General features: G+C 57.5%; 15 protein-coding genes and 1 pseudogene. 7 read left to right on the forward strand and 9 right to left on the reverse strand.

Annotated elements, in window-relative coordinates:
* Positions 1-224: pseudogene (locus ACR0CR_RS11555) on the reverse strand (hypothetical protein); the annotation flags it as partial.
* Positions 225-278: 54 nt separating this feature from the next.
* Positions 279-992, reverse strand: coding sequence for a uroporphyrinogen-III synthase (locus tag ACR0CR_RS11560; RefSeq protein WP_480599128.1), 714 nt, complete (start codon positions 990-992; stop codon positions 279-281).
* Between the two features lie 96 nt (positions 993-1,088).
* Here ACR0CR_RS11560 and tsaD point away from each other — a divergent pair, with 96 nt between their 5' ends.
* The 5 genes from tsaD (at position 1,089) to ACR0CR_RS11585 (ending at position 5,237) form a co-directional block, all read left to right on the forward strand.
* Positions 1,089-2,186: a tRNA (adenosine(37)-N6)-threonylcarbamoyltransferase complex transferase subunit TsaD gene (gene tsaD, locus ACR0CR_RS11565; RefSeq protein ID WP_480599573.1), complete on the forward strand. Its 1,098-nt coding sequence runs from the start codon at positions 1,089-1,091 to the stop codon at positions 2,184-2,186.
* Entirely contained in the window at positions 2,183-3,139 is a 957-nt protein-coding gene (locus tag ACR0CR_RS11570; RefSeq protein ID WP_480599130.1) for an NAD(P)H-dependent glycerol-3-phosphate dehydrogenase, read from the forward strand. The genes tsaD and ACR0CR_RS11570 overlap by 4 nt, the downstream gene beginning before the upstream one ends.
* Position 3,140: 1 nt before the next feature.
* On the forward strand, positions 3,141-3,410 hold the full coding sequence (locus ACR0CR_RS11575; RefSeq protein WP_480599132.1) for a YciI family protein: 270 nt from the start codon (positions 3,141-3,143) through the stop codon (positions 3,408-3,410).
* The gene (locus ACR0CR_RS11580; RefSeq protein WP_480599133.1) at positions 3,410-3,832 is read left to right on the forward strand and encodes an EVE domain-containing protein; all 423 of its coding nucleotides are present in this window, start codon (positions 3,410-3,412) and stop codon (positions 3,830-3,832) included. Before ACR0CR_RS11575 ends, ACR0CR_RS11580 begins: the two co-directional genes overlap by 1 nt.
* A gap of 166 nt (positions 3,833-3,998) precedes the next feature.
* Entirely contained in the window at positions 3,999-5,237 is a 1,239-nt protein-coding gene (locus tag ACR0CR_RS11585; RefSeq protein ID WP_480599135.1) for a hypothetical protein, read from the forward strand.
* A gap of 206 nt (positions 5,238-5,443) precedes the next feature.
* Here ACR0CR_RS11585 and ACR0CR_RS11590 read toward each other — a convergent pair whose 3' ends face one another.
* Positions 5,444-5,785: a DUF2853 family protein gene (locus ACR0CR_RS11590; protein ID WP_480599136.1), complete on the reverse strand. Its 342-nt coding sequence runs from the start codon at positions 5,783-5,785 to the stop codon at positions 5,444-5,446.
* Between the two features lie 185 nt (positions 5,786-5,970).
* Here ACR0CR_RS11590 and ACR0CR_RS11595 point away from each other — a divergent pair, with 185 nt between their 5' ends.
* On the forward strand, positions 5,971-6,627 hold the full coding sequence (locus tag ACR0CR_RS11595; RefSeq protein ID WP_480599137.1) for a DUF899 family protein: 657 nt from the start codon (positions 5,971-5,973) through the stop codon (positions 6,625-6,627).
* On the opposite strand, the gene ACR0CR_RS11600 is transcribed toward ACR0CR_RS11595, so the two are convergent.
* The 3 genes from ACR0CR_RS11600 to ACR0CR_RS11610 all read right to left on the reverse strand — a co-directional run bounded on the left by ACR0CR_RS11600 (position 6,624) and on the right by ACR0CR_RS11610 (position 9,192).
* Entirely contained in the window at positions 6,624-7,370 is a 747-nt protein-coding gene (locus ACR0CR_RS11600; RefSeq protein WP_480599139.1) for an extensin-like domain-containing protein, read from the reverse strand. The genes ACR0CR_RS11595 and ACR0CR_RS11600 overlap by 4 nt on opposite strands.
* Before the next feature lie 13 nt (positions 7,371-7,383).
* Positions 7,384-8,772, reverse strand: coding sequence for an adenosylhomocysteinase (ahcY, locus tag ACR0CR_RS11605; protein WP_480599140.1), 1,389 nt, complete (start codon positions 8,770-8,772; stop codon positions 7,384-7,386).
* A 102-nt stretch (positions 8,773-8,874) separates the two neighbouring features.
* A complete protein-coding gene (locus ACR0CR_RS11610; protein ID WP_480599142.1) occupies positions 8,875-9,192 on the reverse strand; it encodes a hypothetical protein in 318 nt (105 codons plus the stop codon).
* Between the two features lie 210 nt (positions 9,193-9,402).
* Here ACR0CR_RS11610 and ACR0CR_RS11615 point away from each other — a divergent pair, with 210 nt between their 5' ends.
* Positions 9,403-10,002, forward strand: coding sequence for an HD domain-containing protein (locus tag ACR0CR_RS11615; protein WP_480599144.1), 600 nt, complete (start codon positions 9,403-9,405; stop codon positions 10,000-10,002).
* 12 nt (positions 10,003-10,014) lie between these two features.
* On the opposite strand, the gene ACR0CR_RS11620 is transcribed toward ACR0CR_RS11615, so the two are convergent.
* From ACR0CR_RS11620 to ACR0CR_RS11630, 3 genes are all read right to left on the reverse strand, one after another.
* Positions 10,015-10,719, reverse strand: coding sequence for a hypothetical protein (locus ACR0CR_RS11620; RefSeq protein WP_480599146.1), 705 nt, complete (start codon positions 10,717-10,719; stop codon positions 10,015-10,017).
* Positions 10,720-10,940: 221 nt separating this feature from the next.
* A complete protein-coding gene (locus tag ACR0CR_RS11625) occupies positions 10,941-11,495 on the reverse strand; it encodes an ActR/PrrA/RegA family redox response regulator transcription factor (RefSeq protein ID WP_353008442.1) in 555 nt (184 codons plus the stop codon).
* Positions 11,496-11,582: 87 nt separating this feature from the next.
* Positions 11,583-12,203, reverse strand: coding sequence for an SCO family protein (locus tag ACR0CR_RS11630; RefSeq protein ID WP_480599148.1), 621 nt, complete (start codon positions 12,201-12,203; stop codon positions 11,583-11,585).
* Positions 12,204-12,244 lie beyond the last annotated feature (41 nt).

The following is a 12,244-nucleotide window of genomic DNA, read 5'->3' on the forward strand; positions in this document are numbered from 1 at the left end:
GCTTCGGCTTCGGCTTCGGCTTCGGCTTCGGCTTCGGCTTCGGCTTCGGCTTCGGCTTCGGCTTCGGCTTCGGCTTCGGCTTCGGCTTCGGCTTCGGAAACGTCCTCTTCCACAGGTTCGCCCGCGTCAAGACGCTGGGTGTCCGACTCGGCAACGGCCTCGGCAATATCTTCCGATTTTGGGTCTTCTACCGGCTTTTGATCGGAGTTTTTCTTACCAGCCACCGCAATATTCCCCTTATCGAATCCGAAAACACATGAATAACAGACCAGACCAAGTTAATCGGTGACCCGGTTCCCCTCAACCCGCATCGCGTGTTTCACCAGCTTTTTCACGGCTTTCCTCATTTTCTTGGGCGTCGGTTCCTGCGCGATCTTCAGGCGCTCGTAGGTCAATGAATAAAGGGGCTCGGCTGTTGCCTCGCTTATGGCGGCCAGCCACAACGGCGCTGTTCCGGCCCAGATGTCGGCAAATTGTCGCGCCGAGCGCGGAGAAAACAGTGGCGCGATGACCGGCGTGTCGCCGCCGGCGATCGCGGTCGCTTCGTCGGTCAGAGGCAAAAGGCGTTGCCGATACACCGCCTGTTCCCGCGTCGTCAGCCCGGACGCAGTCAGACGTTCAGCAATCTGTCCACGGCTGTGTTCGCCGCGCAGGTGCAAAAGCGGGCTTTGCGGTCGGATTTGCAGCAGCGTTGCCACCAACTCTTCCGCGGTTCCACCAACCATCTGCGCGTCCCAACCTGCCCCTTTGGCTGTTCCGGTAGTGGCAGGGCCCACGCAATAGGCCGGAAGCCCTGTTGGCACGCCAATGGACGCTGCCGCGTTCACCGCATTGGCAGAAGTAAAAATCAACCCTTCTGCGTCAGAGATGTCCACCTCAACCGCCAGTGGTTTTATTTCAATGATCGGCGAATAGATGACCTGAACCCGAGACCTTGAGCGGGTCGGCAGCTGCGCAACGAACCTTTCCGAGGCAGCGCGAGGGCGGGTCATCAACAAATACAATGGCGGGGCTTTCGGCCTTGGGATTGTTTGCGTCCGCGCAGGGTGCTACCCCGCTTTGCAACTATCGTGTAACGGATTGGGCCGATCGTGCAAACACTTACTGTCCTTGGGCTTGAAAGCAGTTGTGACGACACAGCCGCCGCCGTGGTGCGCCAAAACGATGATGGCACGGCCGAGATATTGTCCTCGGTCGTCCATGGGCAGGCCGAATTGCACAGCGCCTTCGGTGGCGTGGTGCCGGAAATCGCCGCCCGCGCGCATGCCGAGAAACTGGATGTCTGCGTTGAGCAAGCCCTTGATCGCGCCGGGCTTGCGCTGGTGGATCTGGACGCAATTGCGGTGACCGCAGGGCCGGGCCTGATCGGCGGTGTGATGTCAGGCGTCATGTGCGCCAAAGGCCTGAGCGCTGCAACCGGGTTGCCGCTGGTGGGCGTCAATCACTTGGCGGGGCACGCGTTGACACCGCGCCTGACGGACGGGATTTCATATCCCTATCTGATGCTGTTGGTTTCCGGCGGCCATTGCCAGTACCTGATCGCCCATGGTCCCGAGCTGTTCACACGTCTGGGCGGCACGATTGATGACGCTCCGGGCGAGGCCTTTGACAAAACAGCCCGCCTGCTGGGACTGCCGCAACCCGGCGGTCCTGCGGTCGAGAAAGAGGCCCGGTCTGGTGATCCCACACGGTTCCGGTTCCCGCGGCCTCTGTTGGATCGGCCGGGATGTGATCTGTCTTTTTCGGGATTGAAGACCGCGTTGATGCGTATGCGAGATCAGATCGTGGCCGAAAAAGGCGGGCTGACACGGCAAGACCGGGCAGACCTGTGCGCCGGGTTTCAGCAAGCGATTGTTGATACGCTGGCCGAAAAGACCCGCCGCGCAATTGATCGCTATTTGGAAGAAACACCCGCTGAACCGGTGATCGCGGTGGCTGGCGGCGTCGCTGCAAATGCGGCCATTCGGACAGGATTAGAGACTGTTTGTATTGAGAAGGGGGCTCGTTTCACGGCCCCGCCGCTAAGCCTGTGCACAGACAATGCCGCCATGATCGCCTATGCCGGGATTGAGCGGTTTCGGAACGGCGCGCAAGATGGTCTGGATCTGACCGCGCGTCCACGATGGCCATTGGACCAATCCAGCCCCGCGATGCTGGGCAGCGGTAAGAAAGGTGCCAAGGCATGAGCGTCTCGGTCCTGGGTTCCGGTGCTTTTGGCACCGCATTGGCCATATCGCTGGCGGAAAGCGAACGAGTGACACTTTGGTCGCGAAATGCGGATCAGGCTTCGCTCATGCAGAACGACCGCAGAAACGAGGCGCGGCTGCCAAACGTGACTTTGCCGGACGACATCACCGTCACTTCGGATATCGGTGAAGCGGTAAAAAACTCGGTCCTGTTGGTCTCTGTTCCAATGCAACAGCTGCGCACCGTATTGGAATTGCACGCAGCGACCCTTTCGGGGAAAACGCTGGTTGCCTGCTGCAAGGGGATTGAGCTTTCGTCGGGCCTTGGACCCATTTCAATAATCCGTCAGGTAGTCCCGGATGCGCGCCCTGCCCTTTTGACCGGGCCAAGTTTCGCGGACGACATTGCCAAAGGACTACCGACAGCGCTGACGTTGGCCTGCGCAGAAGATGCACACGAACTGCAGCACGCTCTGACGACCACGAACCTGCGTCTTTACCGGACAACCGATGTGATCGGCGCTGAAATCGGCGGCGCGTTAAAGAATGTCATGGCCATTGGCTGCGGCGCTGCGATCGGTGCCGGATTGGGCGACAGCGCGCGCGCGGCCCTTATGACCCGAGGCTTTGCCGAGATGCAACGGTTCGCCCTGATGCGCGGCGCACGGCCCGAGACATTGATGGGTTTGTCAGGCCTCGGAGATTTGGTTCTGACCTGCTCTTCTGAACTGTCCAGAAACTACCGGTTTGGACTGTGTTTGGGTCGAAATCAGACCTTTGATAGCCAGACCACAGTGGAAGGCGTGGCCACCGCCCGCGCAATGGCGGATATAGCCAAATCCGAGAATCTCGACATGCCCATCAGCGCCACTGTGGCAGATCTAAGCCATGGCGCTTACAGTGTAGCCGACGCCATCGAAACATTGCTCAATCGACCCCTCAGGGAGGAATAACATGCTGATCGCCCTAATCGCCCGAGACAAGGACGGAGCCTTGCAAACCCGCCTCGATAACCGTGCAGCGCACCTTGCCTATATCGAGGAGACAGGCGTGGTGTCGCAAGCCGGACCTCTGTTGAATGATGACGCAATGATCGGCTCGCTGATCATCCTCGAGGTCGAGGACATGGCCGCCGCCCAACACTGGGCGGAAAATGATCCCTATGCCAAGGCCGATCTGTTTCAGTCCGTCGAGCTTATCCTTTGGAAAAAGGTCATTGGCTGATGGCGTTTTGGCTTTTCAAATCTGAACCCTCAACCTGGAGCTGGGATCAGCAGGTCGCCAAAGGCGAAGCAGGTGAAGAATGGGATGGCGTCCGAAACTACCAGGCGCGTAACTTTATGCGGGCTATGGAGGTCGGTGATCGGGGGTTCTTTTACCATTCCCAAAAAGACAAGGCGATCGTGGGTATCGTTGAGGTCTGCGCCGAGGCCCACCCGGACAGTACAACCGATGACGACCGTTGGGAGTGCGTTGACATCAAGGCTGTGCGCCCATTTGCAAGGGTGGTGACACTGGACCAGATCAAGGCTGACGAGCGCCTCGCAGACATGGTTCTGGTAAAGAACTCACGTCTGTCTGCCCAGCCAGTCACCGAAGCGGAATGGCGCGTGATTTGCGAGTTTGGGCAAACCCAAGCAGACTAGCGCAGGCAACCGAAGGAAACGCAAAACTTTTCTGTAGTTTGATTAACTGGTATGATGGGCCAGGTTTCATCGAGCGGGTCAATTTCGGCAAAAAAAGACGTGATGTCATCACGCTGGCCGTCGCCTGACCGGCAGTTGTGTGTTTTTTGCGTGAGAGTTCGAACCTGTGTCCGATGTAGAAAGAAGTAGCGGGAAATCCGCAACCAAGGGCGCTGCGCCGGTGCGGCAAACTTGGGAAACGCGCCTTGAGGCGGCGCGTAAACAGCGGGCGATTGCGCTGGAACGCAGCGCGCGCAAGGACTCTGACCCGCGACCCGAAAACCCTGCCAATGTGACGCCGGTGTCCTCGGACGATTCCACTCTGGAAAAGGTGGTTGCGCGTCAGACGCGATCTGACCTTGCGACCACGGGCGCGCAACCCGGAATGCGGCGCAGGGGTATCCCGCTGGCGGTGGCGGCTGCGGTAAGCGCGGCAGTTTTGGTCTGGATAGCGTCCCAGCGGGGCCCGGCGTTTTCCGGTTTGTCCGGGATACTCAGCGATGGCCCAAGATTGCAGTCTCCGGCGTTTGGTCTGAAAGCATACGAGCCCATTTGGGATGCCGGTGTCCGCGTCGCGGACCAAATGCCTGCACCGATCATCTTTTATGGGACACCTTCCGCGTACAGACCGTTGGAACCTCAGACCGAATGGCCCTATGCCCCGGATGCGACTGCCTTTGATCCGTCCGAGCCGCATGACACTGTAGATGTCCCAAGCACGGCCCCGCCATTCGTTGGTGGTGCACCTGAATTTGCCGGACCTGCAGCGAATTTCGATGGTTCCGCGCTGGGCCAGGTCACGCCAACTCCGGTCGCGCTGAATGATGACGCCCGGCCCATCGTTGCGTCGGATCAAGCGCCATTAGCAAAATGGGTGCCGGTTTCGCCGCCCGAACCGGTTTTGGCAGATAGCTTGCCAACAGGACCTGTTCAGGATCTTTCGGGCCGGATCGAGGCGGTGGAAGACTTGCTGGCAGAGTCGCCCACCGATGCCAATCTGGTCCCATCCCTTACGGCCGATGTTTCGCTTTTTGTTCCGAACCAGGTTTCGGAAGGAACCGGCGCGCGCGCGCTGGCATTGCTAAGTAGCGGGCGCGCCAATGTGGTTGATACGGCCCGTGTGGACTATTCCGTCAGAAACACGCAGGTCCGATTTTATCATGCGCAAGATGCCGCGGTTTCCGGACTGGCGGCCGAGGCGCTTGGTGGTACATCCCGCGACTTCACCAATTCAAACAGCAAGACCAGACCCGGCCATATCGAGGTGTATCTAGCGGGCAGTGGACAGCGCGCAACACGCAGCGATACCGAGACGCCAACTGGTTTTGAGCGGTTTCTGGCGCGGCTTCTTAAAGCGGCAAACTGAAAATTAGGGAAGGTCCTGACGGTTCAGAACCTTCCCTGCCCCGCGTGCTCCCAACTCACCACACGCGTATGGAAATTTCTGGTTCTGACCGTCCTGGTCACAATCTGACACTAGCCCAGTTTCCGGACCAAGTACAAACGCCAAGTATCTAAAATTGAAAACGCCCGCCGAACAAACGACGGGCGCGGCAATGGGTTGAAACGGGGTCAGCCGTAAACGGATTCCTTACCGAAATGTTTGGTCAGCATATAGTAGACCACGGCGCGGTACTTGTTACGCTCGGACATACCGTAGGTTTCCATGGCTTTGTTGATCGCTTCCATCAGCTCGGGTCCGTCGGACAAGCCCAGCTTTTTGATGAGGAAATTGTTTTTGACCGTTTCCAGCTCGCCGTCCTGGCTTGCCGCCACGGTGGATGCATCAGCGTCGTATATGGCCGGACCACATCCGATGGTGACCTTCGTCAGCAATTCCATATCCGCGTCCATTCCGCATTTGGACTTCAGGTCGTCGGCATATTTGGCGATCAGCTCGTCGCGTTTTCCCATTATTGTCTCCTGGTTCCGTTGGTTGTCATCCCCATACCCGCCGCACGGTAACGACATCAAAGGATTGCACAAAGGGAAAATTTCCGGGCATTCCCCCTAAGGCATGGCCCCGCTTGTTTCGGCAGTTGATTTTGCAAATGGTTTAATTTAACATTTTTGTTAAATAAAGGATGGAGGAGAATGAAATGCCCGTTTCCCTGCCGAATGAAAGCGCCGAATACCGGGCCGCACGAAACACGCTTTTGGCTGCCGAAACCGATCTCAGAGCGCGGGTTGAGGAAGTCGCCGCCCAGCGCAGAGCGCTGCCCTTGGGCGGCCTGCTGCCGCAGGATTATGCATTTTCCGATTTGACCGGAAAACCTGCGCCTTTGTCATCCTTGTTTGGCCGACATGACACGCTGGCAATTTATTCGCTGATGTACGGGCCCAACGCCTCTGCGCCATGCCCAATGTGTTCGGCCTTTTTGGATGGCCTGGACGGTCAGATTGCGCATATCGAGCAAAATATCTCGTTTGCTGTGGTAGCCGAAAATACTCCGGAAAAGCTGGTAGAGCTTAAAAAGCAAATGGGGTGGGCCAGCTTGCCGCTCTTTTCTGCGGGCGGAACAAGTTATCAGCGCGACTACCTTGCACAAGGCGAAGACGGAAGCCAATTGCCGATCCTGAATGTCTTTCATCGCAATGGCGAAGCGATCCACCATTTCTGGAGTTCCGAGCTGTTTTTTGAACCCAGCGAGTGGCACCCCCGGCATGTAGACGCCGCTTGGCCGCTTTGGAACATTCTGGACTTCACGCCTCAGGGGCGCGGTGATTTCATTCCATCTGTACGCGGGGCTGCTTAGCGGCAATACCCCCAGCCTGGACCTTGCAGATGAAAGTGGTCTGCGTGCAACCGGTTGTAATTTGGTCCCAAAACAACCCGGAACCAGTCACAGGCTCCGCGTCCGATCCGATGTAGAAAGTCGGCTTCTGGGCCGGTCGTCGCCCAGTCCCGTAACAGGTTGAGTTGCCGTCCGTCAGCCAGGTCCATCCCAACGATGTCCACCGAATCCGCGGTGGCATGGCTGCTCCAACCGTTGGCATTGCCCTGCGCTGTGCGCATTTGGCGGCAATTGTAGCTGCCGAGGTGTCGCAATGTGCGCACATCCGTTCCCAGCAATTCCCGCGCAGCAGGTTGAACCACATGGTGTTCCCACATGGCCAGTCTCAGGGTGGTGGTACAACGGGTTTCGACCGGCGGGATGCGGGCCTTGACCAGACGCGAGAGAAGGCCCCGGCCTGCGATGCCGCAATTCTGATCGACGATCAGGTCATCCATGCGCGTAAATGCGGCACCCGCCTGCGAAAGTGCTGCCCGGCACTGGGCCTCATCCGCCAGCGCCCGGTTCAGCTGGTATCTGGTAACAGGTGTGACCGGTGCAGTCACGGTCAGGTCACGTAAAGGGTTCCAATGGTCAGCAAGCGGTGATTTGGGATGCGCCAGCAACACATACCCCGCCGATCCAACAAGAAATAGAAAGACGATGACCGAAAAGAAAGACGCCGCCAGATACATAATCCGGCGGCGTCCTGTGCGTTTGGTCATCCCTGACCCGCGATCAATAGCGGTAGTGCTCGGGCTTGTAGGGGCCTTCCGGTGCCACGCCGATATAGGCCGCCTGTTCGCTGTCCATCTTGGTCAGTTTCACGCCGATGCGGTCCAGGTGCAGACGGGCGACTTTTTCGTCCAGATGCTTGGGCAGGATGTAGACATCGTTCTTGTACTGATCGCCTTTGGTGAAGAGTTCGATCTGCGCCAGAACCTGGTTGGTGAACGAGGCCGACATCACGAAGGATGGGTGACCGGTCGCGTTGCCGAGGTTCAGCAAACGGCCTTCGGACAGCAGAATGATACGGTTGCCCGAGGGCATCTCGATCATGTCCACCTGTTCCTTGATGTTGGTCCATTTGTGGTTCTTCAGGCTGGCCACCTGAATTTCGTTGTCGAAGTGGCCGATATTGCCGACGATGGCCATGTCCTTCATCGCGCGCATATGCTCGATGCGGATCACGTCCTTGTTGCCGGTGGTGGTGATGAAGATATCGGCTGTCGCGACTTCGTCTTCCAGCAGGGTGACTTCGAACCCGTCCATCGCGGCTTGCAGCGCGCAGATCGGGTCGACCTCGGTCACTTTCACGCGGGCACCTGCGCCACGCAGCGAAGCAGCCGAGCCTTTGCCCACATCGCCATAGCCGCACACAACGGCAACCTTGCCAGCCATCATGGTGTCGGTGGCGCGGCGGATGCCGTCAACCAGCGATTCCTTACAGCCGTATTTGTTATCGAACTTCGACTTGGTGACCGAGTCGTTCACGTTGATCGCCGGGAACGGCAGGTGGCCGTCTTTCACCAGCTGATACAGGCGGTTCACACCGGTGGTGGTTTCCTCGGACACGCCCTGGATCTGATCCCGCATCTTGGTGAACCAGCCGGGCGAGGCCGCCATGCGCTTGGCGATCTGTTTCTTGATCACCTCTTCTTCTTCCGAGCCGGGAACAGGGATGATGTCCTCACCTGCTTCGGCACGTGCGCCCAGCAGGATATAAAGCGTCGCATCGCCGCCATCGTCCAGGATCATGTTCGGGCCTTCGTCGAACAGGAAGGACTTGTCCAGGTAATCCCAATGCTCTTCCAGCGTCTGGCCTTTGATGGCAAAGACAGGGATACCCGCCTCGGCAATCGCAGCGGCTGCGTGGTCCTGTGTCGAGAAGATGTTACACGACGCCCAGCGCACATCCGCACCCAAGGCAACTAGCGTTTCGATCAGAACGGCGGTCTGGATGGTCATGTGCAGCGAGCCGACAATGCGGGCACCCGACAGCGGTTTGCTGTCGCCGTATTCGGCGCGCAGGGACATCAGGCCCGGCATTTCTGTTTCAGCGATATCCAGTTCCTTGCGGCCAAAGCCCGCCAGTGAAATGTCTTTAACGATATAGTCCCCGGCCATCAGGTGCTCCACTCCGGTTAATCACGGTCGGCAGAGCCACTAACACCCCTTTTCGGGCGAGGCAATGAAGATGGCCGGAAACAGGAATGAATACCGCATTAATCAGCTTGGTGTTCCCTCTGCTTCAATCTTGGGGATCGCTTCAAAAAAATCTGTGCCGACGGCAACAATACAACTCAGGCCGTTGGCGTGGGTCATAAGAACGGTATAACTTCCCGTTTTCTTCGAGGTCCAAACCTCCATGACCGATTGTGCGCCGCGTGTCTTTTGCAATCCGCCAAATGTCAGCTCTTCCGAGTAGCTGTCCTTTAGCTTGGCAATCACATGTTCACGCTGCGCGCAGCTTTTCTGAGCAAAAGCGGGAGGGGCGGTGGCGGCCATTCCAAAGGCCAAAGCAATTCCAAACAAACGCTTGAACATAACAAGCTCCTTTCGATACGAGTTTCGCTTCGTTCGAGAGGGGCACACCGGGAGGAGCGTGCGCCCCCCTCAGCACTTAATGTCGGGATCGCCATGCGCCGGTTCAAAGCACAAACGCTCAAGAAAAAGTTGGCAGCAGGTGATCTTGACAGGTACATCTTAGCACAAAATTGAGATTTTTATGTGTCCCACTTCACAAGGCATGGCAGAATGGCAACACAACCCAGAGCGTGGCAAAGAATGCTGTCAGGCCGCAGACTTGACCTGCTGGACCCGACACCGGTGGATATCGAAATCGAAGATATCGCGCATGGTCTGGCCTTTGTGGCGCGCTGGAACGGTCAAACGGGCGGCGATTTCGCCTATTCCGTGGCCGAGCATTCCCTGCTGGTCGAAGAGCTTTTTGGCCGGATTGCACCAAAGGCACCGGCAAAATGGCGGCTGGCAGCCCTGTTACACGACGCACCCGAATATGTGATCGGAGACATGATCTCGCCGGTCAAATCCGCCGTTGGGCCGGATTATGGCGCGCTGGATGACCGACTGGCGGCAGCGATCCACATCCGGTTTGGACTGCCTGCCGAGGTGCCGAAGACGGTGAAACGGCAGATCAAGAAGGCTGACAAGATCAGCGCTTGGATGGAGGCGACACAGATTGCTGGTTTCTCTGAAACCGAAGCAACAAAGTTCTTTGGCCGGCCTGACAAGACGGTGATGGAAGGGCTAGAGATCACATTGCGTCCACCGGTTGAGGTGCGCGAGGCTTATGAGGGGCGGCACAAAGCGCTGCTACGTGAGATTGGGCAATAAACCTTTCGCAGGTCAGTAAACTCTTGGGTCAACGCCGTATTCTTGCATCGCGTCACCCAAAAAGCTGTCCGGTGGCACCTCGCTCAAGCCCCAGGTTTTCATCCTCGAATACTGCACTGATCCTGCAAGATGCACCAAATAAGACGTGCTAAAATCGCACACGCGTTTCACGCGCGCGGCGCGGCGTAGCACCATGCGGGGCGGTACAGGATGATGGCTTGCCTCTGGAAGTACCCACTTGTCCTCGTTGTGCTTATGCAAAAGTGACGTCAACGCCAGTGGGCCCAAGGCCTTGTATGGCAATTTTTCCTTTGGAATGGTTCCGTCCGCGTTTTGGTGGGCGCTTAGCTCATTCGAAAACCGTTTTAGCCAGGGAAGATCTATCGTCGGCGCGTGGCAGGACTTGCGTAGATCCGCAAGCGTTTCAGAAGACTTCGGCAAACTGAGCACGGCGTTTGAAACAATATGCTGATGTCTGGCCAGAAAATAATCTGTCTCGAAATCGAACGCCTTAAGCGCCAGAACATCACAGTCTAGCCAATAGTGATTTGTTTTGAAAAGCAATTCGTACCGAAAAAAGTCCGAGAAAGGCGCAAAGGAATCACGCTCTAGGTTCTTGAAAACTCTGTCTTCGGAAACGATGTGGCCTGCATTTCTAACCTCGACACCGTCGGGAACATTTGAGGGTGATCTGTACGAATAAAGAACGGGCTTCATCCCATGTCGCACCTGAGACAACAGCGACAATTGCTCGATCGGGCCAAGCCTTTCGCCAATCCACAACGTCGCTGGTTCTGTTCTTGTGCGAGAATGCATCATTGTACCACAAGATTGTCTGATTTTCTGAACTGACCGACAGCGCAATCACAGTGTTTGCAATCCGTTCGGGCAGCACGACACAATACGGAAAAGCTTTAACCAGCCAACGGCATTGCGCCCTACCGAGGGCTGCGCTTTGCCAATATCCGCTGCAATGTCCGACGGTGCATGTTCAGGCGCCGGGCGGTTTCAGATACATTCCGATCACACAGCTCGTACACCCGCTGGATATGTTCCCATCGCACGCGATCGGCGCTCATGGGGTTTTCTGGCGGCGGGGGCAGTTCGTCGCCTTTGGCCAACAGCGCATTGGTGATGTCTGTGGCGTCGGCTGGTTTGGATAGATAGTCGGTTGCGCCGATCTTGACGGCGGCGACGGCGGTGGCGATGGCTCCGTAGCCAGTCAATACCACGACCCGGCTGTCGGGGCGTTTTTCGCGCAACACTTCGACCACGTCCAGACCGTTGCCATCCTCAAGGCGCAGATCGACGACGGCATAAGCTGGGGGACGCGCGGTCGAGATGGCGCGACCTGCGGCGACGGAACCGGCGGTTTCCACTTCGAACCCGCGCTTCTCCATCGCCTTGGCAAGACGTCTCAGAAACGGCTCGTCATCATCCACCAAAAGCAGGGTTTTGTCAGGGCCGATATCAAGCTGGGAACTGTCTGCCATACGTTGGGTCTTTCCGCTATTTCATGCCTTTGGCTCAATCATGAGTAATAGCAGCGCCACTTCAAAGGTCAAACAGACCGTTGCGTTCTAGAGCTGATCCAGAAAGCAGCCCACCTTGTCCGCCATCTGTTCGGCGGTGTCGTCGCGTTTGAAGAATTCCAGGAATCCATTCTCGGGCGTGACGAGATAAGTAAAGGTCGAGTGATCGACCAGATAGTATTCATCACTTTTGTCATGGGCCTTGTAATAGGTCTTGTAAGCCTGGCTTGCGGCCTTGACCTGGTCCGGAGAACCGGTCAGCGCCATCGTCTTGCCGCCCAGATTGAACGCGTAATCAGCCACGACCTCGGGCGTGTCGCGGTCTGGGTCGATCGAGATGAACAGTGGTGTCACCGATTGGCCCCGCTCGGCCAGAATATCCACGGCTTCGGCATTGCGCGACATGTCAAAGGGGCAGACATCAGGGCAGAACGTATAACCAAAATAGACCAGCGTCGGCTCGGTGATCACATCCGTGTCCGTCACGGTCTCGCCCTTACCGTTGAGCAGTTCAAATGGACCGCCAATTGCTGCAGTACCGCCCGCAATCGAGCCGGACCGGCACTGCGCAAACTTGTCGTCCGCCCCTGCCCCGCGCGTCAACAGCCACATGGCCCCAAGGCCAACGGCCAGAACAACAAGCGCGAGGATGGCATAAAGGCGGGTCATGACGGCGGTCCTGTCACAAGGGATTGTTGATCGTTTCGGCG

Source organism: Ruegeria sp. AM2 (assembly GCF_056540685.1).

Coding starts and splice junctions, on each gene's coding strand:
- ACR0CR_RS11630 (WP_480599148.1), bottom strand. CDS start 12,203: ATGACCCGCCTTTATGCCATCCTCGCGCTTGTTGTTCTGGCCGTTGGC.
- ACR0CR_RS11560 (WP_480599128.1), bottom strand. CDS start 992: ATGACCCGCCCTCGCGCTGCCTCGGAAAGGTTCGTTGCGCAGCTGCCG.
- ACR0CR_RS11625 (WP_353008442.1), bottom strand. CDS start 11,495: ATGGCAGACAGTTCCCAGCTTGATATCGGCCCTGACAAAACCCTGCTT.
- ahcY (WP_480599140.1), bottom strand. CDS start 8,772: ATGGCCGGGGACTATATCGTTAAAGACATTTCACTGGCGGGCTTTGGC.
- ACR0CR_RS11610 (WP_480599142.1), bottom strand. CDS start 9,192: ATGTTCAAGCGTTTGTTTGGAATTGCTTTGGCCTTTGGAATGGCCGCC.
- ACR0CR_RS11590 (WP_480599136.1), bottom strand. CDS start 5,785: ATGGGAAAACGCGACGAGCTGATCGCCAAATATGCCGACGACCTGAAG.
- ACR0CR_RS11620 (WP_480599146.1), bottom strand. CDS start 10,719: ATGAAGCCCGTTCTTTATTCGTACAGATCACCCTCAAATGTTCCCGAC.
- ACR0CR_RS11615 (WP_480599144.1), top strand. CDS start 9,403: ATGGCAACACAACCCAGAGCGTGGCAAAGAATGCTGTCAGGCCGCAGA.
- ACR0CR_RS11575 (WP_480599132.1), top strand. CDS start 3,141: ATGCTGATCGCCCTAATCGCCCGAGACAAGGACGGAGCCTTGCAAACC.
- ACR0CR_RS11570 (WP_480599130.1), top strand. CDS start 2,183: ATGAGCGTCTCGGTCCTGGGTTCCGGTGCTTTTGGCACCGCATTGGCC.
- ACR0CR_RS11580 (WP_480599133.1), top strand. CDS start 3,410: ATGGCGTTTTGGCTTTTCAAATCTGAACCCTCAACCTGGAGCTGGGAT.
- ACR0CR_RS11600 (WP_480599139.1), bottom strand. CDS start 7,370: ATGACCAAACGCACAGGACGCCGCCGGATTATGTATCTGGCGGCGTCT.
- ACR0CR_RS11595 (WP_480599137.1), top strand. CDS start 5,971: ATGCCCGTTTCCCTGCCGAATGAAAGCGCCGAATACCGGGCCGCACGA.